22 protein-coding genes and 1 pseudogene are annotated in these 23,856 nt (G+C 41.2%); 20 read left to right on the top strand and 3 right to left on the bottom strand.

All coding sequences use genetic code 11. The features are described 5' to 3' along the window. Nucleotides 1–138: 138 nt before the first annotated feature. The 12 genes from KHA99_RS02305 to ltrA all read left to right on the top strand — a co-directional run bounded on the left by KHA99_RS02305 (nt 139) and on the right by ltrA (nt 16,049). Nucleotides 139–1,410 carry an allantoate amidohydrolase gene (locus tag KHA99_RS02305; protein ID WP_213115814.1) on the top strand — a complete coding sequence of 424 codons (1,272 nt, stop codon included), beginning with the start codon at nt 139–141 and terminating at the stop codon, nt 1,408–1,410. After that, nucleotides 1,407–2,663, top strand: coding sequence for an ArgE/DapE family deacylase (locus tag KHA99_RS02300; RefSeq protein ID WP_213115813.1), 1,257 nt, complete (start codon nt 1,407–1,409; stop codon nt 2,661–2,663). Before KHA99_RS02305 ends, KHA99_RS02300 begins: the two co-directional genes overlap by 4 nt. 150 nt (nt 2,664–2,813) lie before the next feature. Then, nucleotides 2,814–3,569 carry an IclR family transcriptional regulator gene (locus KHA99_RS02295; RefSeq protein WP_213115812.1) on the top strand — a complete coding sequence of 252 codons (756 nt, stop codon included), beginning with the start codon at nt 2,814–2,816 and terminating at the stop codon, nt 3,567–3,569. 370 nt (nt 3,570–3,939) lie between these two features. Then, nucleotides 3,940–4,764, top strand: a complete 825-nt coding sequence (locus KHA99_RS02290; protein WP_213115811.1) for a transketolase — start codon at nt 3,940–3,942, stop codon at nt 4,762–4,764. Continuing rightward, complete coding sequence (locus tag KHA99_RS02285; protein ID WP_213115810.1) at nt 4,765–5,712, top strand: transketolase family protein; 948 nt, start codon at nt 4,765–4,767, stop codon at nt 5,710–5,712. A 21-nt stretch (nt 5,713–5,733) separates the two neighbouring features. Beyond that, nucleotides 5,734–7,185 carry a four-carbon acid sugar kinase family protein gene (locus KHA99_RS02280; protein WP_213115809.1) on the top strand — a complete coding sequence of 484 codons (1,452 nt, stop codon included), beginning with the start codon at nt 5,734–5,736 and terminating at the stop codon, nt 7,183–7,185. Nucleotide 7,186: 1 nt separating this feature from the next. Further along, nucleotides 7,187–8,917, top strand: a complete 1,731-nt coding sequence (locus KHA99_RS02275; protein WP_213115808.1) for a thiamine pyrophosphate-binding protein — start codon at nt 7,187–7,189, stop codon at nt 8,915–8,917. Between the two features lie 87 nt (nt 8,918–9,004). Then, entirely contained in the window at nt 9,005–9,916 is a 912-nt protein-coding gene (locus KHA99_RS02270; RefSeq protein WP_213115807.1) for a sugar phosphate isomerase/epimerase family protein, read from the top strand. A 204-nt stretch (nt 9,917–10,120) separates the two neighbouring features. Further along, the gene (locus KHA99_RS02265; RefSeq protein WP_213115806.1) at nt 10,121–11,482 is read left to right on the top strand and encodes an allantoinase; all 1,362 of its coding nucleotides are present in this window, start codon (nt 10,121–10,123) and stop codon (nt 11,480–11,482) included. A gap of 164 nt (nt 11,483–11,646) precedes the next feature. After that, on the top strand, nt 11,647–12,978 hold the full coding sequence (locus KHA99_RS02260; protein ID WP_213115805.1) for a nucleobase:cation symporter-2 family protein: 1,332 nt from the start codon (nt 11,647–11,649) through the stop codon (nt 12,976–12,978). A gap of 29 nt (nt 12,979–13,007) precedes the next feature. Next, the gene (locus KHA99_RS02255; RefSeq protein WP_213115804.1) at nt 13,008–14,231 is read left to right on the top strand and encodes a PucR family transcriptional regulator; all 1,224 of its coding nucleotides are present in this window, start codon (nt 13,008–13,010) and stop codon (nt 14,229–14,231) included. Nucleotides 14,232–14,774: 543 nt separating this feature from the next. After that, nucleotides 14,775–16,049, top strand: coding sequence for a group II intron reverse transcriptase/maturase (gene ltrA / locus KHA99_RS02250; protein WP_213115803.1), 1,275 nt, complete (start codon nt 14,775–14,777; stop codon nt 16,047–16,049). 57 nt (nt 16,050–16,106) lie between these two features. Here ltrA and KHA99_RS02245 read toward each other — a convergent pair whose 3' ends face one another. Beyond that, nucleotides 16,107–16,871: a PucR family transcriptional regulator gene (locus tag KHA99_RS02245; protein WP_213115802.1), complete on the bottom strand. Its 765-nt coding sequence runs from the start codon at nt 16,869–16,871 to the stop codon at nt 16,107–16,109. A 265-nt stretch (nt 16,872–17,136) separates the two neighbouring features. On the opposite strand from KHA99_RS02245, the gene uraD reads away from it, so the two are divergent. From uraD to KHA99_RS02220, 5 genes and pseudogenes are all read left to right on the top strand, one after another. Next, a complete protein-coding gene (gene uraD / locus KHA99_RS02240; RefSeq protein WP_249366394.1) occupies nt 17,137–17,637 on the top strand; it encodes a 2-oxo-4-hydroxy-4-carboxy-5-ureidoimidazoline decarboxylase in 501 nt (166 codons plus the stop codon). Nucleotides 17,638–17,749: 112 nt separating this feature from the next. Then, entirely contained in the window at nt 17,750–18,721 is a 972-nt protein-coding gene (gene pucL, locus KHA99_RS02235; protein WP_213115801.1) for a factor-independent urate hydroxylase, read from the top strand. Continuing rightward, nucleotides 18,718–19,071, top strand: coding sequence for a hydroxyisourate hydrolase (uraH, locus tag KHA99_RS02230; protein WP_213115800.1), 354 nt, complete (start codon nt 18,718–18,720; stop codon nt 19,069–19,071). Before pucL ends, uraH begins: the two co-directional genes overlap by 4 nt. Nucleotides 19,072–19,114: 43 nt before the next feature. Next, complete coding sequence (gene tpx / locus KHA99_RS02225) at nt 19,115–19,636, top strand: thiol peroxidase (RefSeq protein ID WP_213115799.1); 522 nt, start codon at nt 19,115–19,117, stop codon at nt 19,634–19,636. A 410-nt stretch (nt 19,637–20,046) separates the two neighbouring features. Then, nucleotides 20,047–20,175 (top strand): annotated as a pseudogene (locus tag KHA99_RS02220) (Fur-regulated basic protein FbpA); the annotation flags it as partial. Between the two features lie 245 nt (nt 20,176–20,420). Here the strand turns inward: KHA99_RS02220 and KHA99_RS02215 are convergent. Beyond that, nucleotides 20,421–21,239 carry a GDSL-type esterase/lipase family protein gene (locus tag KHA99_RS02215; protein WP_213115798.1) on the bottom strand — a complete coding sequence of 273 codons (819 nt, stop codon included), beginning with the start codon at nt 21,237–21,239 and terminating at the stop codon, nt 20,421–20,423. 119 nt (nt 21,240–21,358) lie between these two features. On the opposite strand from KHA99_RS02215, the gene KHA99_RS02210 reads away from it, so the two are divergent. From KHA99_RS02210 to KHA99_RS02200, 3 genes are all read left to right on the top strand, one after another. Next, on the top strand, nt 21,359–21,910 hold the full coding sequence (locus tag KHA99_RS02210; protein WP_213115797.1) for a DUF421 domain-containing protein: 552 nt from the start codon (nt 21,359–21,361) through the stop codon (nt 21,908–21,910). 79 nt (nt 21,911–21,989) lie between these two features. After that, entirely contained in the window at nt 21,990–22,175 is a 186-nt protein-coding gene (locus KHA99_RS02205; RefSeq protein WP_213115796.1) for a hypothetical protein, read from the top strand. 155 nt (nt 22,176–22,330) lie between these two features. Continuing rightward, nucleotides 22,331–22,816: a hypothetical protein gene (locus KHA99_RS02200; protein ID WP_213115795.1), complete on the top strand. Its 486-nt coding sequence runs from the start codon at nt 22,331–22,333 to the stop codon at nt 22,814–22,816. Between the two features lie 43 nt (nt 22,817–22,859). Here KHA99_RS02200 and KHA99_RS02195 read toward each other — a convergent pair whose 3' ends face one another. Continuing rightward, complete coding sequence (locus KHA99_RS02195) at nt 22,860–23,780, bottom strand: MBL fold metallo-hydrolase (protein WP_213115794.1); 921 nt, start codon at nt 23,778–23,780, stop codon at nt 22,860–22,862. Between the last annotated feature and the right edge of the window lie 76 nt (nt 23,781–23,856).

Below are 23,856 nucleotides of genomic sequence, written 5' to 3'. Positions count from 1 at the left end.
GGCACATATTTTATATGAAATTAGTTATCTGAAAAATCTTGCTATTTTAATTTTGTGATGATAAAATAAAATCACGAACAATATGAAACGAGGTTTTGTAATAAGCAACGAAAATAAACCAGACAAGGGGTGATTTGTTTGGAGGTAAAAAAAGGACAGATTTGTGGCCAAAGAATATCACAAAGGCTGGAGGAATTAGCTGAAATCTCTGAAACAAAAAATGGGGTAACGAGACTATCATTTACAAAAGAGTTTCAAAGAGGCCAAGATTTGGTGAAAAAATGGATGAGTGATGCCGGCATGAAGGTTCGTGTCGACAATCTCAATAATATAATTGGCCGCTACGAAGGTACAAAACCAAGCGCTCCAGCGTTAATGATTGGCTCCCATCTTGATACCGTTATTAACGGTGGAAAATATGACGGGATGTTAGGTGTTATTGCCGGAATCGAAATAGTTCAGGTGCTTTATGAAAATGACACTCGGCTGGACCATCCAATCGAGGTCATCGGCTTTAGCGATGAAGAGGGGGTCAGATTTCACTCCACCTTCCTTGGAAGCAAGGCCGTCGCCGGTACCTTTTCTCCACAAACATTAGAGCTTACAGATGAAACAGGTATCACCTTGGCAAGTGCTCTTGAGGAATTGGGTTTAGAACCGTATCAATACAAATCAGCCGCAAGACCTGCAAATGACGTTCTTGGTTACATAGAACTTCATATTGAACAAGGTCCTGTACTAGAAAAAGAAGGCCTTCCATGTGGAGTAGTAACCGGAATAGCGGGTGCCTCCAGGTTTTCTTTTAAAGTAACCGGTTTTGCTGGTCACGCTGGAACCGTGCCCCTCGACCTTCGCAGGGATGCTCTTTCTGGAGCGGCAGAAATCATTTTAGCAATAGAAAAATTAGCTAAAGAGAACGCGCCGATTGTGGCAACTGTCGGAAAGCTTCAGGTAAATCCGGGGGCAAGCAATGTCATCCCAGGGGAAGTGACGGGAACGCTTGATATTCGTGATACCGATGCAGTCAGAAAATCAAGGGTGATTGACGAAATTCTTCATGCCGCGAACACCATCTGCCAAAAACGCAATCTCTCCTTCCGGGTTGAAAAAATAATGGAAACTGACCCTACACTATGTGAAGCAAAAATTATCGCTGCCATTGAATCGTCTATTCTCTCAAATGGGATGAGGGCCGTTCCCTTAATAAGCGGAGCAGGTCATGACGCCATGGCGATGGCAGACCTTACAAAGGTAGGAATGATATTCGTCCGCTGCAAAGAAGGAATCAGCCATAACCCTGCTGAATTCGCAGCCGTAAAAGACATCGAAATGGGTGCCAAAGTCTTGCTGGATACTGTGATCCAATTAACAGTTAAAAATTCAAATATGGAAAAGGAGAAAGTAAATTGAAAACAAACACATTAAGCGCAGAGAAGCAGCAATTAATCAATTATATTGAGGAAAACCAGGCTGAACTAATTAAGTTTTTGCAAGAGCTTGTTTCAATCCCTTCAGATAATCCACCTGGAGATTGCCAAGCAATTGCTGAACATATCTATAAGCGCCTCGATGACTTTGGATTGGAAAACGTATCACTTAATGAAGTAGAAGAAGAAAAAGTGAAGGCAGTTGGAATGATCAGAGCATCCAATGTGGTCGCATACTCTACGTTCGGAAGCGGCGAAGGTCCTGAAATTACTCTGAATTCTCATGGCGATGTAGTGCCACCTGGCCTCGGCTGGACCCAAGATCCGTACGGCGGTAACGTGGTCGATGGAAAAATGTATGGCCGCGGCGTTGCTGTGTCAAAATCGGACATTGCTTCCTATACATTTGCTGTCTTAGCTTTAAGAAAGCTACAGGCTGACCTAAAGGGCAAAATTTCTCTTGCCTTCACCTTCGACGAAGAAACTGGCGGGGATATTGGGCCAAAATGGCTGCTTGATAAAGGACTAATTAACCCGGATATGGCAATTTGCCCAGGATTCACTTATTCGCTGGTGAATGCCCATAACGGCTGCCTTCATTTGGAAGTGAAATTGAAGGGGAAATCTGCCCATGCGGCTGAACCGCAATATGGCCACGACGCTCTTGAAGCCATGACCGGCGTATTAAGTGCATTATACGAATACAGAAAAGGTTTTTCAAAAATTAAATCAAATGTCCCTGGAATCGATTCTCCTAATCTCGTAGTAGGGTTAATTTCTGGCGGTATTAATACAAACGTTGTACCAGATGAGGCGACCATCCGCATTGACAGACGGCTTATTCCAGAGGAAAATCCTCAGGTTGCTGAACTTGAAATTCGTAACGTCATCGCTGAAGCACTGGAAAGCTATGCAGGGGTGGAGGCAGACATCAGTCAAATTCTGCTGGCGCGCGCTTTCGGGCCTGTCCCAGTTGATTCGCCTTTAGTACAATCCATTTCTACTAACTGGACAACAATTATGGGTGGAGAACTGCTGGTGAACGGAGTGCCATTATATACGGATGCCCGTCATTTTTATGAAGCAGGCATTCCTGTCGTCCTCTTTGGGGCCGGTCCGCGTACACTCCTTGAGGCTAATGGACATCGTGCTGACGAGCATATTAAAGTGGATGATCTGTTAAAATCGACCAAAATTGTTACATTAGCTTTATATGATTTATTAACTCAAAAATAATAGGGATATTGAAAGGGTATTCTTCATTTGAGAATATCCTTTCTTCGTTTAAAAATATAGTGATATAATGAGAACAGAATAGATTCTATGAAAAGTACAGCATTTGATTCTCCTTATAAATATTAATAGCAAAGATAGAGGGGTCGGAACATGGTACAATCGATTGATAGAGCCTTAACTATTGTTAACTATGTCAGTTCACAGAAGGGCGGTTTAGGTGTAACGGAGCTGGCCGAAAAATTAGGTTTAAATAAAAGTTCTATATTTCGGATTTTAGCCACCCTTGCCTCCCACGGCTACATTGAACAGGACCCAGATACGAAGAAGTATAAATTAGGTTATAAATATTTGGAATTGAGCGCCAAGCTGTTAGATTCCATTGATATCCGAAAAGAAGCAAAGCCATATTTGCAAGAATTGGTAGATCTATCAAATGAAGTGATCCATTTAATCATTTATTCACAAAAAGAAGCGATCTATATTGAAAAATTAGAGGGCAGTGAAACATTGCGAATGCACTCGCAGGTTGGCAGGCGTGTTCCGATGCATTGCACAAGTGCTGGGAAAGTTTTATTGGCATATTTGCCGACTGAAGAGGTCATGGATATGATCGAGGAAAAAGGTCTGCCAAGACACACAGACAATACAATAACGGACCAAGTTGAATTATTGGATAATCTGCAAAAAATCCGCAAAAAGGGCTATGGAGTAGAGCGGGAAGAAAATGAACCAGGTGTTACTTGTATGGCTGCGCCAATATTTAATCATCTTGGAAATGTGATTGGTGCCGTAAGTATTTCCGGTCCTTCCATGAGAATGACGGAAGCAAGGCTGGATGAACTTAAGGACAAGTTAATTGAAGTTGGTTCATCGATTTCAAGACGCCTTGGGTATAAAGGAGAATAAGTGAAATAAAGACATGACTCTAGGCGAGCATGTCTTTTTACATAAACGTGAGAAGACATGGTTCTGCGAGAATCATGTCTTTTTTTGTCGAAAGAATAATTAGAAAATTCATAAAAAGGTTATTGAAATCATTTTAAAGCGGTGTTATGATTTCTTTAATAAAACACATTAGAAACGCGGTTTCATAATAAGCAACAATAATTCGAAATGTGCTCAAATAATTAACTGCTCTTTTTTTAGGTATTAACTGAAACAACGTTTCCTAATAAGCAACGAAAAGGGTGGGTGGCCCAAAAAAGATGGCATAATTATTTTTTTGCACATTAAAAGAAACTGTGTTTCATAATAAGCAACAAAGGAGGAAGGATTAATGCAGCTTGCATCTGAACGTAAAGAATATTTACAGGAATTAACGAAAACAATCCGCCGTCACATTGTCAAAATGACCCATCATGCGGGTAGCGGGCATCCAGGTGGATCTTTATCAGCAACCGAATTATTAACAGATTTATTTTTTGAACATATGAATGTCAATCCAAATGAGCCTGATTGGGAGGAAAGGGATATATTCTTTTTATCCAAGGGGCACTGTACACCAGTTTATTATTCGGTTTTGGCCGAAAAAGGGTTCTTCCCAGTTGAAGAACTGATGACCTTCCGAGATGTGGACGGCCGCCTTCATGGCCACCCATGCGGTGAGCATATCCCAGGGGTGGATGCATCATCTGGTTCACTAGGGCAGGGGCTGTCATTAGCGAACGGAGTAGCCATGGCTGCCAAACTTGATGGCAAGCCAAGAAGAGCCTACGTGATGATTGGTGATGGCGAGTCACAGGAAGGGCAAGTTTGGGAAGCAGCAATGACAACAGCCCACTTTAATTTGGATAATGTTTGCGCGATTATCGACTGGAACAAAATCCAGCTAGATGATTACGTAGAAAACATAAAAGGCATGAAGGATTTTAAAGCCAAATGGGAAGCATTCGGCTGGCATGTGATCGAAATTGACGGACATAACCTTGAAGAGGTCCATTCAGCGTTCGAACAGGCGAAGACGGTGAAAGGAAAGCCTACAGCCATTCTGGCGCACACGGTGAAGGGAAAAGGAATCTCATTTATGGAGAATACCCACAAGTGGCACGGGTTAGCTCCAAATGACGAGGAACTAGAATTGGCACTAAAGGAGTTGGTTTAAATGGCAGTACAAAAAGCACCACGCGAAGGCTTTAGCGAAGCTTTAATAAGACTTGGGCATCAACATGAAGATTTGGTTGTACTTGATGCAGACTGTGCTAAATCCAATATGACAAATTTTTTCAAGGATCAATTTCCAAACCGATTCTTTAATGTCGGGATTTCTGAATGCGACTTAGTAGGGACGGCCGCCGGATTGGCCATTGGCGGAAAAATCCCCTTTGCCAATGCTTACGCCAACTTTTTAACAGGCCGTGCCTATGACCAAATGCGGATTTCAGTATGCTACTCGAACAATAATGTGAAAATTGTCGGCCATAATGCCGGAACATCGGCAGCACAGGAAGGAGCGACACACCTGCCGCTTGAAGATATTTCGCTTATGCGGTCCTTACCAAGAATGACGGTGATTGTTCCAGCTGATTCCCTGGAAATGGAAAAGGCGGTAGAAGCAGCATATTACCATGAAGGTCCGGTTTACTTAAGGGTTGGAAAGCTGCCTGTTCCAATTGTCACGAAAAAGGAAGACCGTTTCCAAATCGGAAAAGCAATAAAATACCGTGACGGGAACGATGTCACTTTAATCAGTACAGGAATCATGCTTGATGAAACTTTTAAGGCAGCCGAAGCGCTTGCCAATAAAGGGATTCAAGCAGATGTCCTACACATCCACACCATTAAACCAATTGATGTTGAAGCGATTGCGACCTCTGCCGCTAAGACTAAGAGGGTCGTAACAATAGAAGAGCATTCCATAATCGGCGGATTAGGAAGCGCTGTGGCGGAGGTCCTTTCCGAACATTGCCCAGTGCCTTTAAAACGGATTGGCACACAGGACCGCTTCGGAGTATCCGGTAAAATGCATGAGCTTTTGGATTTCTTTGAACTAAGAGCAGCAAACATTACTGCAACTGCAGAAAAACTGGTCGATTCAGCATTAATCAAATAGACCTAGGAGGTGGCGTCGGCCTTGACAACTAAAACCGATATGATTTTTCAAGAAATAATCAGCAATTCTTCCACCTTACAGGGGGAAACCCCATTAAGGAAAACCATCTTTTCCAAGCTGAAAGAATTAAATCATAAGCTAATTGTGCTAGATGATGACCCAACTGGAGTCCAGACAGTCCATGATGTTTCCGTTATCACAGATTGGGATAAACGCTGGATTCGTAAAGGCCTCGAGGAGGATACACAAGTTCTCTATATTTTAACGAATACGAGAAGCTATGAGCCGGAAAAAGCCGCCAGAATCAATACAGAAATTATTGAAAACTTAGCGGTGGTGTCAAAGGAATTGAATGTATCCTTCACGATCATCAGCCGAAGTGACTCAACTTTACGCGGCCATTATCCATTAGAAATTTCCGTTTTGGAAAAAGCACTGACCGAAAAGCTGGACTGGAGCATTGATGGGCACCTTATCATACCGGCCTTTTTCGAAGGGAATCGATATACAGTCGATAATACTCATTATCTTTTGGTCAATCAAAATCTGGTTCCGGTGAACAATACAGAATTCGCCAAGGATGCAGTATTTGGCTACTCAAAGGCTTTTCTGCCAGATTATGTGCAGGAGAAATCGGAAGGACTGTTTACTTCGGACCAAGTATTATCCATTTCTATTGAAGATATACGCTGCGGCGGTGTCGATCAAGTTTTTTCAATTTTAGATAAAGCTTCCGGGAATGTGCCAATTGTTGTGAACGCCATCAATTATCAGGATTTGGATGTTGTTTCCCTGGCACTGTTAAAGGCTATTGAAGGAGGGAAGCACTTCCTGTTTAGGACCGCCGCCTCCTTAGTAAAGTCATTAGGTGGGTTTTCCCATAAACCATATCTTGAAGCAAAGGAAATGGCTCGAGGATCTGACGGTAAGAATTTTGGTGGATTACTGGTAGTCGGCTCCCATACGAAATTGACCACAGAGCAGCTTTCCGACTTAGTTTCGGAGGTTCATATAAGACCAATTGAATTGAATGTGGAAATGATTTTAGAAAAGAACCAAAGACAAGGCGAAATGGAAAGGGCCGCCAAACTACTAGAAGCCTCCATTAAAAATGGTGACAATACAGTACTCTACACAAGCAGAACTGTCATCAAAGCGGTAAGCAAGGAGGAGAATTTACAGTATAGTCAAATCATCTCCCAAGCTCTAGTAGAATTAGTCCACTCCTTAACTGTAAAACCAAAATTCATTATGGCAAAAGGAGGAATCACCTCCAGTGATATTGCTACGAGCGGTTTAGGAATCAAGAAGGCTAAAATACTCGGCCAGGCGGCTGCAGGGGTTCCTGTTTTACTCACAGGAGAAGAAGCGAGAATTAAAAATACAACTTATATTGTGTTTCCAGGGAATGTAGGTCAGAAAAACACGATTACGGAAATATTTAAAAAAATAGATAGTGAACTGGGGGATTAACATGGCAAAGCAAAAAATGACCGCTGCTGAAGCAATTGCAGCTTATCTAGTTCGAAAAGGCGTGGATCAATTATATGGTGTACCAGGGGCTGCGATTCTTCCATTGTATGATGCGATTCGTGAGAAGACAAACATAAAATCTTATGTTGTCCGTCACGAGCAAACCGCAGCGTTTATGGCAGACGGCTATTCACGGGCAACTGGCAAGGTTGGTGTATGTGCGGCCACTTCTGGTCCTGGGGGAACAAACTTCCTGACTGGACTATATGGAGCATGGATGGATTCCATCCCAATGATTGCATTTACAGGCCAGCAAAAATCTACACTTATTGGAACAATGCAGTTCCAGGAAGCGCCAATTTGTGAAATGGCGAAGCCGGTCTGTAAAGCAGTCTACCAATTAACAGACGGCAAAGATGCAGCAAAAATGATTCATGAAGCATGGACCACTGCAACAACCGGAAGAAAGGGTCCGGTATTAATTGACCTTCCTATCAATACGCAAAAGGTTGAACTTGAAGTGGATTGGGATGAGTTTGTGGATGAGCCAGAGGTACTGCCTTCTGCATCTAAGGAGGAACTCTATGAAGTTCTAAACCTATTAAAGGATGCGAAAAAACCTGTTCTTATTTCCGGAGGTGGAGTAAACCTTGCAAATGCCACGGAAGAGCTAAAGGAACTGGCAGAAACATTGCAAATCCCTGTGGTTACAACTGGTATGGGGATGGATACTTTCCCGAACGATCATCCGCTGTTTGCCGGAAGAATGGGTACAATGCTAGATACACCATACGGAAATATGACCATCTTAAATTCGGATCTGATCATTAATCTAGGCGGCCGTTTTGCAGACCGCAGCACCGGCGCAGTGGATATTTTTAAGCGCGATGCAAAAATTATCCACATTAACCTGGATCCTAAAGAACTTGGCAAAACCGTACAGACGGAGCTTGGAATCGTTTCCGATGTGAAATCCTTCATGGCGGGCTTAACTGAGGTTTATAAATCCTTGGATGTGGGCATCGCGGCAGCGGTTGAACCAGGCATTAAGAAGCTTGATTTAACCGAGGAGAGAAAGAAGTATGCCCGTAAACAAGATTATGATACACTTCCGATTCGACCGGAACGCGCCCTGAAAGAGCTTCGCGAATTCTTAGACCGTGATGCTTTTGCATCGCATGACTGCGGAATCAGCCAAATTTGGTCCTGTCAGTTGTTTGAAACTTATGTTCCACGCAGTTATTTATTAACAGGCGGTGCAGGTACGATGGGCTGGGGATTAGGGGCTGCTATGGCAGCGAAGCTTGCCTTCCCAGAGCGTCAAAGCGTCAATATTCTAGGCGACGGAAGTCTTGGAATGTCCCTGCAGGATCTTGCCACTGCCGCTAAACATGATATTCCCGTAATCGTATTCGTTATGAATAATTCATTACTTGGATTGATTCGCCAGCAACAAAATTGGTTTTATGATGAGCGCGATATCTCTACAGACCTGATTTACAAAAATGAACTCTGCGATAATGATGAGCGCGGTATTGATTTTGTGAAAACCGCTGCCGGAATGGGCGTCCGCGGGGAACTTGTTACCCACTATGATGACATTAAACCAGCATTGCAGCGAGCGGTGGACAGCGGCAAACCATACCTGATTGAAGTGGTTGTCGACCCAACGGCAGTTTGCGGGTTCTCCAATAACGGTAGTTTAACTGGCTTTGAATATTCTAACAAATAATCAATCTAATAAAAAGGGAAATAAGAGCAGTGGACTCTTTTTTCCTTTGTGGAAGGGGGAAGTTCCGGATTTATTCCGGTATTGCATATGAAAACAGATCTTCAACATTTTATGCAGGTTGGTATTGTTCACTTTATGGCCTATCCAGAAGCCATGAAGGGTGAGGGGGAAATTTCAGAAACAGTTAGGAAAATCGTCACGGATGACTTTTTTTCAGGGATTGAAGTAACAAGGGTCAATGATCCTGCAGAAAGACAAAAGGTTTCCTCCCTGCTGCAATCCGGGCGGATGGCAGTTGGTTTTGGTGCCCAGCCAATCCTTCTTAGCAATAAAGGCGACTTAAACTCGTTTGATCCGGAAAAACGGAAGGCGGCGATTGATCTTGTAAAAGCCGGAATCGACCAAGCCTATGAGTTGAATGCTGCGAAATTAGGTTTCTTAAGCGGTCCTAAACCGGATCAGGATGTGGATAGAGCCCTCCAATTGCTTACTGATTCGATAATTGAATTATCCCAGTATGCTAGACAGAAGGGTAATCTAGTACTCTCATTAGAAACCTTTGATGATGAAACCGATAAAAAATGCCTAATTGGACCAAATCATTTGGCGGTTGAAATTGCGAAGGAAGTAAGAAAAGTAGACCCAAGCTTTGGCTTAATGCTGGATTTGAGCCATCTTCCGATGCAGCGGGAAACCTCAAAGGATGCCTTAACCATTGCTCGTGATTATATTAATCACGCTCATATCGGTAATTGCTATATTAAGGATAAAAATGATCCTGCCTATGGTGACCAGCATCCGCGATTCGGCTACCCGGGAAGTGAGAATGACGTCGAGGAATTAACGGAATATTTAAGAATGCTATTAGAAATAGGCTATATCGGGGAAGGGTCAAGAAATGTTGTAGCATTTGAGGTAAAACCGGTTAGAAATGAGGATTCCGATGCGATTATCGCACAGTCTAAGAGAACCTTAATCCAAGCATGGGCAAGGCTCTAAATCTATCAATTTTATTAGGAATGATTCCTCTCCCGTATTCATACATTTTCGGGAGAGGATGAAATAGAAAAGTTCTTTAATAAGAACTTTTCTAAATTTATATTAAAAGACGGGAGGAATTAATGGGTTAACAAAGAATTTATATTAATGGCAGCGTTTTCACTATGCGGACCTTGGTTTAGAGAGGAAGGGTATTAGTCAATTATGCTATTATATGATCTAATTATCCGTAATGGAATGGTTGTTGGTCCTGAGGAAAGTTTTACAGGTGAAATAGGGATCAAGAATGGAAAAATAATTAAAATAACAAGAGATATTCCGATAGAAGGGAAAGCTAAAGAGGAAATAGATGCAAGCGGTCTTCACATTTTTCCTGGATTAATCGACACTCATGTCCATTTTAATGAACCGGGAAGAACGGACTGGGAGGGCATCTTGACCGGAAGTAAAAGTCTTGCGGCGGGAGGAGTGACAACATATTTTGATATGCCATTGAACAGCAACCCTCCAACAATTGATGCTTACGGTTTCCGATTAAAGCAGGAGCAAGCGATTAAGAAATCTGTCACAGATTTCCGGCTTTGGGGAGGCCTCGTCCCGGAAAATGTCCAATTGCTCGAGGAACTAATTCAAACCGGTGTAATTGGATTTAAAGCCTTTATGTCACCAAGCGGAATTGACGAATTTCATCATTCGGATGATGCCACGCTAATGGCAGGAATGGGTGAAATCGCAAGACTTGGGTCGATCTTGGCTGTCCATGCAGAAAGCACTGTTATGACGGAGGTACTAGCTGCCGGTAAAATTAAAGAAGGAAAGTTTTCGGCCCTGGATTACTGTGAATCCCGTCCGATTATATCGGAAATGGAGGCTGTCAGAAGGCTGTTATCCTATGCTGAATTGACCGGATGCAAGGTCCACATTGTTCATGCAAGCAGCAGTAAAGTTGTTGAATTAATAACAGAAGCGAAGAAAAAGGGAATTGATGTAACCGTTGAAACATGCCCGCATTATTTATCACTTACTAGTGATGATTTCGCGAGGCTGGGACCAATTGCAAAATGCGCACCGCCATTAAGAAGCTCAGAAGAAGTAGAGGAATTATGGAAAGTGTTTGCGAACGGTGAGATTGATGTAATTGGCTCTGACCATTCTCCTGCCCCGCCGGAAATGAAGAGTTCGAAAGACGGTAATATGTTTGCAGCATGGGGGGGAATAAGTGGTGCGCAGACTAGTTTATCCGTTCTATTGGAAGAAGGATATTGCAAAAGAAACATATCCTTGCAAAAGATTGCAGCCGCCATGTCCACCAACCCTGCGAAACGATTTGGCCTCTACCCGCAAAAAGGGGCAGTAGCCGAGGGAAGCGATGCCGATTTGGCATTGATTAGTTTAAATGAATCCTTTACGTTGAAAGCAGATGACCTTTTTTACCGCCATACCCATTCTCCTTATATTGGAAAAACGTTTAGGGGGAAAAATAGAATCACCATCGTAAAAGGATCCATTGTTTATCGAAATGGAGAAATATTGCCACAAGAAAACACTGAAACCATCCCACAATAGAACTAGCTTCTATATAGACACATTCATCCCTGTATGAAGAAAATTATCTGAATATTAACTATATTCGGAATAGGCGTTGTTTTGCCGAACCACTCAAACTCTTCATGAATGAACAGAAGCGGCTCCACCACCAATAAACTTTTTGGAATTTGGGAGGAATATAGATGGAAAGATTAGGAACAGGGAAAACGCTGGCATTAGGATTCCAGCATATTGCCGTTATGTATGGCGGTGCAGTGGCAGTACCAATTATTGTGGCTGGTGCATTAGGTCTGACGCAGGCACAACTTGTATATCTAATTTCATTTGACTTATTGGCATGTGGTATTGCAACATTGCTCCAGGTTATGGGCGGAAAGCATATCGGGATCAAATTGCCGGCTCTTATGGCAGTTTCCTTCATAAATGTTGAACCGGCCATTGCGATAGGGAAAATTCATGGGATAACGGGGGTTTTTGGGGCCGTTATTGTCGCAGGACTGCTCGTGGCCCTGTGTGCCCCGTTCATAGGGAGACTGGTAAGGTTTTTCCCTCCAATCGTATCTGGTTCGGTTATTCTAATCATCGGTATTTCGTTGATGCCAGTAGCGATGAACAATGCTGCAGGCGGGGCAGGCTCTAAAACGTTTGGTGATCCGAAGCACTTGCTGATAGCACTTTTTACGTTATTATGCTTTTTATTATTCAACACCATGTTTAAGGGATTTATTAAAGTTATCTCAATTCTTTTAGCGATGGTAATCGGTACGATTGTAGCAAGCTTTTTCGGAATGGTTAATTTTAACGTCTTTTTAGAAGCAAAATGGTTTAATGTGCCTCAGCCATTTTATTTCGGTGTACCAACATTCGATATTTCTTCAATCATTACGATGACCATTATCACCTTTATTATTGCAATTGAAAGTATTGGTGTATTTTTCGCGCTTGGTGATATCACAGGAAGAGACATTAAATCAGATGATATTAAACGGGGATTGCGTGCTGAAGGTCTTGGAGGATTTATCAGCGGATTCCTCAATTCCTTTAACCATTCGACCTTCTCACAAAACGTCGGTCTTGTTCTTTTGACAAAGGTAACCAATTTAAGAGTATTGACTGCAGCTGGCGGTATCCTGATTGTGCTGGGGCTTGTGCCAAAGGTTGGTGCTTTAACAACGATGATTCCTCCAGCTGTGCTTGGAGGGGCCATGGTTCCAATGTTTGGGATGTTGATTTCCGCGGCGCTGAAAATTATTGCGAAGGAAGATTTGGCATCTCCAGCTAATCAACTCATCGTTGCTGTAGGCGTGGGAATTGGCTTAGCGATTAAAGGGGTCCCTGGTGCTTTCGTAGATTTACCGAGTACTGCCCGCTTACTGTTAGGAAACGGGGTAGTAATGGGTTCACTTGTCCTGGTTGTCTTGAACATGATTTTAAATGGTACATCATCGAAGGCAAGTCATGCTGGTCATGGAATTGAAAATGCAGAAATGGCTGCTGCAAAAGAGTCCCATTAAAACTATTCTTTGAATGGAGGCGTTGAGCAATGGCATTTACGGTATCTGATATTTTAAAGACAAGGCTGATTCCCGGCTGTCGTGTAGTGGCAGGGGGTCGTGGGTTAAACCGCAACATTCGTTCTGTCAGTATCATGGATGAGCCAGATACCTCTTGGTTAAAACAGGGCGATTTGCTCCTGACAACCGGTTATGTCTTTAAAGATCATCAAGCGACTCAAATAAAATTGCTCAATGACCTCGCCAAACGTAACTGTGCGGGCTTGGCCATTAAAGTAAAACGTTATTTGACGGAAATTCCCGCTTGTATGCTTGAGGAGGCAGATCGCTTAGGTCTGCCTTTGATCGAGCTCCCCTATGAAAATGTCTTGTCTGATTCTCTTTTATCCATTACAAGAGAGATTCTTGAAGATGAACAACGGCAATCATGTGATAAGGATGAAGCTTTTAAAATACTGCTGACGGGAGAAAAAACGGATGAAGAGAAGGTACGTTCGATTGCTGATGAGCTTAAGATAAGGCATGATAACCACTTTGTCCTTTTATATTTAAGTGGTGTGGAACAGAAGATGGTTCACTCTGTTTTTTCCCAACTAGTCAGTGCGGCGGAAAAGAAGGCAAATGCTAGATTAATCAGTATTCCCTTTCCACAGGCATTGGCGGTGCTGGTATCGGTAACGGCGCTTAAGTCACATGAGTTAGCGAATCTTGCGAGAAAAACAGCCAGTTTCTTGGCGAATCAAATACATATAAAATTTCCTAAACACCAGGTCCAGATAGGGGTTGGTTTACCTTGTGCCGGGCTGGGGACGGTTGGACGAAGCTATAAGGAGGCATTAGAGGCCATCTCGTTAGGGAAAAAACTTTCAAAGGAAGTAAAGGATACTGTTTTTGAATATAGGAACTATGCACCTGAGGGATTATTGCAGCAATTACCGGAAGATTCCTTGAAAAATTATTTTCATAGTATGCTGGAATCTCTTTCTGAGTATGATCAGGAAAACGGATTCAATATGCTGTTTACTTTAGAAGCCTATTTGGAATGCGGCGGGAAACTGTTAGACACGGCCAATCGCCTTTTTGTCCACAGAAACACCGTAAAATTTAGGATTGTGCGGATTGAGGAATTGCTGGAATTGGATTTAACAGATAATCAGGTTCAATTCCGCCTGTTGCTGGCGATTCGAATAGCCAGAATGCTGGGAATGCTGCCGGGTTATTCGGAATCGCAGTTAAGGTCAACTCAATATTAATTTTAAAGTAAAGGGCCCTGATTGATCGGGCCCTTTTTAATATGTGTGCCAGGCATGACAACTATCTAGGTGGTGAAAGTCCACTGTGGGGGTACACATCGACCAACCACTAAGGAAACGCAAGGCGCTTACCGTGAGGTAGGGGCTGGAGGAAGCGTGGAATAAAATCTTGGCTCGACGAACAGAAATCTGATACCAAGGCTTTATAAAAGGATAAGGCTCCATATCAAGTCAAAGTCCAAAAGATGTGCGTAACTTTATAGAGTAAATCAGGCGAGTAAAAGAGGAAAGATAGTTGTCTTACCCTGGGAGGTCTTGCGGATGTACAGAAATACAGTCGAAAAAGGTTAGCCGCAAGAAGTCAGCAGAAGCCATAGTAATGAATGAAAATTCATGAAGGGCTGAACAATTTATAGTGTTTCAACACCACGAATGCGTGAGTGACGTACTCCGAATGTGTTAATGGCGAAAGTATGAGCGTATCTCAAAGGATAACCAAAAGGGAGCTATCACTTACTACGTGAGAGGGAAGGAGAAACGAGTGTGGAACTTTTAGAACAGATTCTAAGTAATAAAAATATGAATGAAGCCTACTTACGTGTCTATAAAAATAAAGGTGCAAGTGGGGTCGATGGAGTAACGGTCGATGAATTAAAGCAATATCTGAAAGAGAATAAGGATGAGCTGCGTCAGCGTATCAGAACAAGAAAATACCAACCACAAGCTGCCTTAAGAGTGGAAATCCCAAAAGAAAATGGAAAGATGCGCAAATTGGGAATACCAACAGTAGTGGATAGAGTAGTTCAGCAAGCCATTCATCAAGTTCTCAGTCCGATATTTGAAGAGCAGTTCAGTGAATTCAGTTACGGCTTTAGACCAAAAAGAAGTTGTGAAATGGCGATTATAAAAAGCTTGGAAATTCTGAATGATGGACACGATTGGGTAGTAGACATTGACCTTGAAAGATTCTTCGATACAGTCCACCACGATAAACTTATGCGAATCATATCTAACACAATAAATGATGGAGAGGTCATATCACTAATAAGAAAATACCTTGTCAGTGGGGTTATGGTGAATGGGAAATATGAAGAAACACCAATTGGGACTCCGCAAGGAGGCAACCTCAGTCCGCTCTTAAGTAATATTATGTTAAATGAATTCGATAAGGAATTAGAAAGTAGAGGACTACGATTCGTGAGATATGCGGATGATGCCCTCATCTTTATGAAGAGTGAAAAAGCAGCGAATAGAGTGATGAAATCAATCGTGAAATTTATAGAAGAAAAATTAGGGTTGATAGTCAATGTCGAAAAGAGTAAAATCTCTCGCCCAAAAGAATTGAAATTCTTAGGATTTGGGTATTACTACGATTTCACAAACAAGAGATACCAAGCGAAACCTCACCCAACTTCAGTACAGAAATTTCAAAGGAAGCTTCGACAACTGACAAAGCGAAACTGGAGTGTTCCGCTAGACTACCGAATATTGAAACTGAAACAAGTCATGTTCGGGTGGGTAAATTACTTTAGAATCGCAAATATGAAAAAATTAACAAGTCGAATTGATAAGAAACTACGCTCAAGAATAAGAGTAATCATCTGGAAACAATGGAAAGTATCGGCAAAACAAATCAAGTCGCTAATTCAACTAGGAATACCCGAAGAAGAAGCGAAAGGATTAACGTTCTGCCGGAAAGGATACCGGTACATCGGGTTATCAAAAGTTGTCCAAAGAGCAATCTCAAACAAAAGACTAAAGCAGAGGGGAGTACCCTCTGCTCTAGAACGTTACCTAAAAGTACACACTGTAATATAAATTGAAACGCCGTATACGCGAACCGTACGTACGGTGTTGTGAGAGGGGCGAAAATAGTCAACCTATTTTCCCTCTACTCGATTTATTTAAATGAAACATTGTTATAGCTAATTGTAATTTGAAATTTGTTTTACCGTTGTTAAGGTCCATACCGAGGAGTTCTTTTATTTTGCTGATTCGCTGGTGGATGGTGTTTCGATGAACGCCGATTGTTTGTGCGGCCTCCGTTGTCTTTGCGCCGCAATTAAGATAGACTTCTAAGGTATTTAATAATTCCGAATGATTTTCTTGATCGTGAGAAATTAATGGTGATAAAAATGCAGAATAGTAGTCTTTTAGAATTTCTTTAGGAATATGCTTCAGAACGGAATTGGTTGAAAAATCAGGACTTTCATTAACGGCTATGTTTTGAAGGTTGGTTTCCGTATTCGTTTGTGGTGTTAGTAATTCACGCAGTACTGTTTGGATTAGGTCGGCAATCGATAATTCGTTAGGGATTCGGAAAATGGGAAATGCTAGCTTGTTTGCTGCCAAGATCATATCTTGAGGCAGGGAGTTTGGAAAGTGAGCTGTTTTTATTCCTAATCCGGCACAATTTCTTTCAGCCAAATCATACACTAAACTAATTAATGCTTGTTCATTATTTAAAAAAATATACCCCGTCGTTAAAACTAAGTCCCCCGTCTTTAACCATCTCATCACATCAGGTGCATCAAAACTATTTACTGATATAATGGTCCGGCCTAGACCTTGTGTACCAGCTATCATTTCACATTGGTGAAGTGGTGGAATTGTTAATGCTTCTGCTAAAGCCAGCTTCAATGATGTCGTTCCCTCCTTTTTTGGTTGTTTAATAGTAGTTTACCTTATGATGTGCTTAGTGCACAATTCGTTTAATTTACTTGTTTTTGGGGATGGTTTTTAACCCAGTGTGCACAGAGCACACTTTATTGGCGTGAAATTTGTCACTTGTGGCTAATGACCTTCCCTATTAATGAAGGTAAAATAAAGTTAATCCAAGAGGTGAGAGAGTAATTTGCACCGGCCATTTTGGAAGGTGTTATAGAGAAGAAAGGAAGGAATCAAAATGACTATGGAGCTCGAAACGCTTAATAGTTTAGATCAGCCGGCGTTCACAGAAGTTCTTGGCTGGGTATTTGAACATTCGCCATGGGTGGCCGAACGGACCTGGGTGAACCGTCCATTCCAGTCTGTCGCTGATCTTCACCAAGCGATGGTGGAAACGGTGAAGGAATCAACAATGGAAAAAAAGCTCGCTTTGTTAAGGGCCCATCCTGATCTGGCGGCACGGGTTCAAATGGCCGATGCCTCTGTCAAGGAACAGGCAAGTGCCGGCCTAAATCAGCTCACTAAAGAAGAACACGAAGAATTTTTATCCCTCAACAACGCATACACATCAAAATTTCAATTCCCCTTCATCATGGCAATAAAAGGACAAACGAAAGAAACGATTCGAGGCAATATGAAGGAACGGGTGAATAACGATCCGGCAGAGGAACTGCAGGAAGCACTTACCCAGATTTATAAAATCGCCTTCTTCCGCCTAGAGGATTTTATCATCAAGTAAAAGACCTGACGACTTAAAGTTTGTATCATTTTTGGTTCCTATATCTTGAAACGCAGGAGCAGCACTTCGGCGATTCAGGGTTGAAATAAAAAAATTTTAGGGAGGAATTTAAATGAGTTCACAAGAGAGAGTTTGCTATTATGGTAAAGGTGATGTTTTTGTTTTCCGGACGTACCAAACCCCGCTAGAAGGAATCAAGACTATTCCGGAGTCGAATTTTACCGGCCGCAACAATGTTATTTTTGGAATGAATGCCAAAATTGCCCTTGAGGGAGACTTCCTTCACTCTTTCACAAAAGCTGATAACAGCTGTGTTGTCGCTACGGATTCCATGAAAAATTTCATTCTTCGTCAAGCAGCGCAGTATCATGGACCAACCTTTGAAGGATTTTTAAAATTTGTTTGTAACCGCTTCCTTGATACGTATCCACACATTACATCCGTAGAAATCACCGCAGATGAAGTTCCTTTTGAAACAGTCCAAGTGGCAGGACAAAATGGACTGGAGGCCAGCCCGTTAGTATATCGTCACTCCAGAAATGAATTAATTACAACAACTGTCAAAGTTGCGCGGACTGAACAAGGTAATCAGCTTGTAAAGCAAGAGAGCGGCATTAAAAATCTTCACCTAATTAAGGTAACCGGCAGCTCCTTCTATGGCTTCATCCAAGATGAATACACAACTCTTCCAGAAGCTAAGGACCGTCCGCTTTATATCTATCTTGATATTTTCTACCGCTATAATGATAAAGAGGATGCTGTTTCTGATAATCCTGCTGTTTATGTACCTGCTGAACAAGTCCGTGATATTGCAGCATCTGTCTTCCATGAAGCTGAAACATTATCAATCCAAGATTTAATTTATCGAGTCGGCTGTCGTGTATTACAGCGTTTCCCACAGCTTGCTGAAGTTCAATTTTTATCAAATAACCGTACGTGGGAAACAATTGTGGAGATTCCGGATTCAGAGGGTGCGGTGTTCACAGAACCAAGACCTCCATACGGCTTCCAGGGATTTGTCGTTAACCGCCAAGATCTTGTAAATGAAGGCTTAGAATTTCCGACAGAAAGTGTAGAAGCATGAGTGGAAAATTAACCACACACGTCCTTGATATATCCAAGGGCCTTCCAGCAAAAAATTTAAAAGTAGAACTTTGGCGGTTAGGACCCGAGCGGTCACTTTTAAAGACAGTTGCTACAAACAGCGATGGCAGGGTGGATGCCCCGTTGCTTGCCGAAGGTAATGTAGAATCAGGAGAATATGAATTAGTCTTTTATGTAGCGGATTATTTTCGGGAACAATGTGTAGGAGATGGTGAAACGCCTTTTTTAGATAAAGTTCCAATCAGGTTTGGAATTGCTGACACGAATTCCCATTATCATGTTCCACTGTTGGTGGCACCTGGCGGATATAGCACATATCGTGGCAGTTGATTTAAAGATAAATGTGTAGTGTGTTAAAGGGGGAGAACAAGAAATGATTCAAGAACAGACTCGGACGGCAACATTAGCGGGTAATCCTGTAACCTTGCTGGGGCCAGAAATTAAAGTGGGCGATCAAGCACCTGACTTTACGGTTTTGGCAAATGACCGCTCGCCAGTTACTCTTGCTGATTCATATGGAAAGGTCCGGCTGATTAGTGTGGTACCTTCACTTGATACGGGAGTTTGCGACCAGCAGACGAGGCGCTTTAATGAAGCAGTGTCTGAATTGGGCGATAATGTTGTGGTACTGACCATCAGCGCCGATCTTCCGTTTGCCCAAAGCAGATGGTGCGGGGCTGCCGGTATCAGCGGCGTCCAGACATTGTCTGACCATTTTGAAATGTCATTCAGTACAGCTTATGGAACGTATATAAAGGAACTTCGTTTAAACAGCCGCGCTGTTTTCGTGGTAAATGCTGAAAACATTGTTACGTATGTCGAGTATCTTTCCGAAGTGACAAACCATCCGAATTATGAAGCTGCTTTGGAAGCGGCAAAGGCAGCGGCAAAATAAAAATATGGGACCCAAAAAAAGCAATGGATTATTCCGTTGCTTTTTTTGTGGGTCTCCATTTAAAAAGATTTTACTATGAGCATATTCTATTCCCGCGGTTTGTCTCATATCGCGTAAGCGCATACATTTAACAACTTATCTCATTAAACAATTCCCGGTTTTATTATATACATATATAAATAGTAAAAAACCATTTTTTGCAGCCGTCCAATTTTTAACAATTTCGTTAAAAATATTCGTGACTATCACACTAGTTTATTAAAAAATGATAACAATTCTGTAAAAATCTACTTTTTCGACAAAATCTTCGAATTGGACATTTTATAATGGCAGTGGAAGGTGACGAACTTGTTATTAGCTTAGAGATTGGGGGAGCTTTTAATGGAACATCTTCTTAACGAAACTGTTCAATTGAAGAGCTAATTAAATTAGGTATCTTTAAAATCAATGAAAAACATCTATATGAATGGTCCATAAGTGAATTAGAAAAGGAATTCGAGGATATTGAAAAAGAATACTTGGGAATAACCGTTACATAAAAGCCGGTGGAGAATGATTTTCATAAAAAAATGCAAAATAAGAGGGTGAACATTACAATCAAATGGAGGTATTTTCATGTCCAAGAAAAAACAATCCCCCTCGCCGCAGGTAGACCAAAAGAAATTGCTTGACGATAAAGTCAAGCAAGAGCTAATAATTTTGAAGATGACCATGTCCGCAGAGTAACGCAAAACGGAGCAGATGGACAATAAAAACCGAAGGGGCCTTTACGGCTCCTTCGGTTTTATACAGAATCGATTCGATACTGATGCTTAAATTGATAAATCATTAGCTCTGATATAGCGGAATAACCGTTCGAATTAGGATGCACACCATCCGGCGATAAATTTTCCGGTCTTTCCCCATTTATTACCTTAGTGGTTTCAATCACAAGAGATGGGGAATATTGATTGGCAGTTTCATATAGTTTAAGGTTCCATTTCGGCAGCAATTGATCTGCAAGAGGATACAGTTTGTCAGACGGTGATAACGGATTATATAATTCCAAAAATACAATGGTGGCATCAGGATTCACCGATTTTACCCTTGATGCGATGTCAGATAAGTTTTTTGTAAAAGAGGTTTGTAGCTCACCAAACGATTGAAATACATTTTGCAGGTTCTGACCCTTAGCAGCCCTCAGTACATCATTTCCGCCGACATTAATGGTAATGATGTCGGCTTTCTTCATTTCTTCATCAAACCGACCTTCGAGAACCAATTCCCTTAACTCGCCGCTCGTAATCCCGTTAACACCTTCATTTTGAAATTGAATGTTCTTCTTAATCTGGCTGCCTAGCTTGTTCGAAAATTGATTGACAAGATCTTCATTTTGCTCTGCACCTACACCGCGAATGACAGAGTCGCCAATTGCCAGGTGGTAAATTTCATCTTTTTTCATGTTTCGAAAATAATCAAGATAAGAGATTTTATGGACATTTGCACTAACTTCCACAGTCTGTTTTTTTATTTTCTGAATTTGATATTTTGGGTAATAAATCCAGGCTGATACACCAAGACCAATAAGTAAGACAAAAATTACAAGGAATTTAATCAGTTTCATTGGTACCACTCCTTAATTCTCCTATTATAACAGGCAAATTCCAAGAAGAAATTAGTGGATGATTTCCAATGAACTTGGGATAAAATAATCATAAATAAGCTATGTTTGGTGTGGTACTGTTGAAATTCTACTTCATTTATGAGGCAACCATTTTATTAATTACAAGTATCGTTATATTAAGATTTGTCGGGAAAAAATCAGTTGCGAGGATGACCAATTTGGAGTCGGTTGTCATTTTGGCAACCGGGACCACCATGGGGCATGCCATTAAGGAAAATAAATTTTATCAAGTAATCATCATTCTGATTTTCTTCGGTATATTTTTATTTATTTTTCAAAAGCTGCAGATGAAATCGAGTTTCATTGAACGTTATGCAATTGGCGAAGCGACCTTGGTCATTAATGATGGAAAAATCATAATGGAAAGTTTAAAAAAACTCCGTATTACCCAAGGGCAATTAGAAATGCGGATGCGACAAAAAGGAATTTCTTATGTTTCGGATGTAAAAATCGGTACGATTGAAACGGATGGTGAATTCGGATTTGAACTAATGCCGCATGCACAACCGCTGACACAGGAAGCATTAATGAAAATAATGGGGAAAGGTCAGACAGAAACCTCATCGAAAAGTGAAAACATTTTCGATAAGGTCGTGGAAAATAATAAATGAATAGGAAAACCCAACTAATATACCCTGTATATATTTATAGAAAAAGCAAAAACTACCCTTTGGAAGGGTGGTGCGAAATTTGCGCAAAGAGAACGAATATGTCCCACAGGAATTGCTAAATGACTTAGAGGGAAAGAAAACGAATAAAGCTCACGATGAAAATGGGGCAATAACAGCTGACAACGACATTCAAGCGGAGAGTGCCATCATTATTGGCGGTGGTGATCCGAATCTTTCTCCAGATGCCGGAAAGCCGCTAATATAAGAAAACAACCTCAATGGTTGTTTTTATTTTTGGCCGTACATAGATTCATAATAATCTTTTGCTTCTTTGTTGGTAAAAAAGTGTATATGAATCACTCATTATAGCCAAAGTAAAAGCATTGAACGGAAAATCATATTTTAAACAAGGATGATAAAATGTTACCGGTTGCCATTAGAATTCTTTTCTTTTTAGCCTCTTGGGTTTCAGTAATTTTACTCCCTAATAAGAAGAAGGTGTTTGTCAAATATCTCCCAGTTTCCTTGTTTTCGGCAATGACAGTCATGTGTGAAATATTTTACTTTACGACAAAAAAATTATGGAAGGTAAGAGGCGGTCAAAAAAACATGACGCATACCGCATTCCTTCTATTATTTGGTCCATACCTTGTGATGAATATTTGGGTTTTCTATTTATCGAAAGGTAGATTTTTGTTATATGCCTTAATCAATTTTGTAGGGGACTTAATTTATGCTTTTCCGGTACTAGCTTTATTCAAAAAACTTGATGTGTTTAAAATTAAAGTAAAATCCAGTTATTTTTTCTTATTAATTTTTGCAGATGCGTTATTAAACTATTGTTTTCAAAAAGTTTTTGAAAAAATATATCCTCAACAGGAAACAAAGTGTTTGCCAGAGGAATAACCCTAAATGCTCCTTGGGAAACACTTTGTTTTTAAACAATAACTTAATCCTGTATAAACGTCTCTCCTATAGCTAAGACCTCTAATTGATGTAGTGGAAGCTGCAGTTTTTCCCATTCACGATAAAGGCGCTCAAGGGCTTCCGGGCCGGTATCATCCGCCAGCCGATAGGCACCATAATGCATCGGGACAAATTTTTTCGCTTTCAATTCTAAAAATGCCATCACACTATCTTCCGGCGAAATATGTGAATCCTTCATGAACCATTCCGGCTCGTAAGCACCAATTGGCATAAACACAGTATCAATGTTGTCGAAACGCTCGGAGATTTGCTTAAATCCCGCAAAATATCCTGTATCTCCAACAAAATACAGCGTTTCTTTTTGATTTTGAAAAATAAACCCTCCCCAATGGGATGTATTCATGTCCGTCAGCGTCCTTCTTGTCCAGTGCTGGGCCGGGACAAAATGAATCTGGATGCCTCTGATTTCAGCACTTTCCCACCAGCCCATTTCGCTGACCTTTTGATATCCTTTCCGGTTAAAAAGCGGCTTTAAACCAATTGGAACAAAAAATTGAGGGTTCCCCTTTAATTTTTTGATGGTTGGAAAATCCAAATGATCGTAATGGCCATGAGAAATAACGACTACATCAATCTCAGGAAGATCCTCGAGTGGAATCCCGGGCTCCGTTAATCTTTTTTGAAAGCCCATCCGCTTTGCCCAGACTGGATCGGTTAATATATTAACTCCATTCATTTGAATCAAAAAGGTGGAGTGGCCAATCCAGGTATAAGAAGTCATGCTACGGTTTTCTTTAATTTCTTCAATCTGTTTATCCTGGCATTGTGGAATATTAATCGTTAAATCCTTTACCTTGCTTCGTCTTTCTTTGTTCCACTTCATCATATCTTTAAATGACTTGTTGTTTTTCACATCATCGAGATTTGAGTATTTTTTTCTCATAAACTCACCTGCGAGAATTTTTTTGTTTTGATTATAACAGCATTCAATTAAATGGTAAAATTAAGTAACTTACAAT

Origin of the sequence: Neobacillus rhizophilus, assembly GCF_018343535.1 — a bacterium.
Taxonomy (GTDB): domain Bacteria; phylum Bacillota; class Bacilli; order Bacillales; family Cytobacillaceae; genus Neobacillus; species Neobacillus rhizophilus.
The sequence above is the reverse complement of the archived record's forward strand: the minus strand, read 5'-3'. Positions and strand labels throughout refer to the sequence as shown.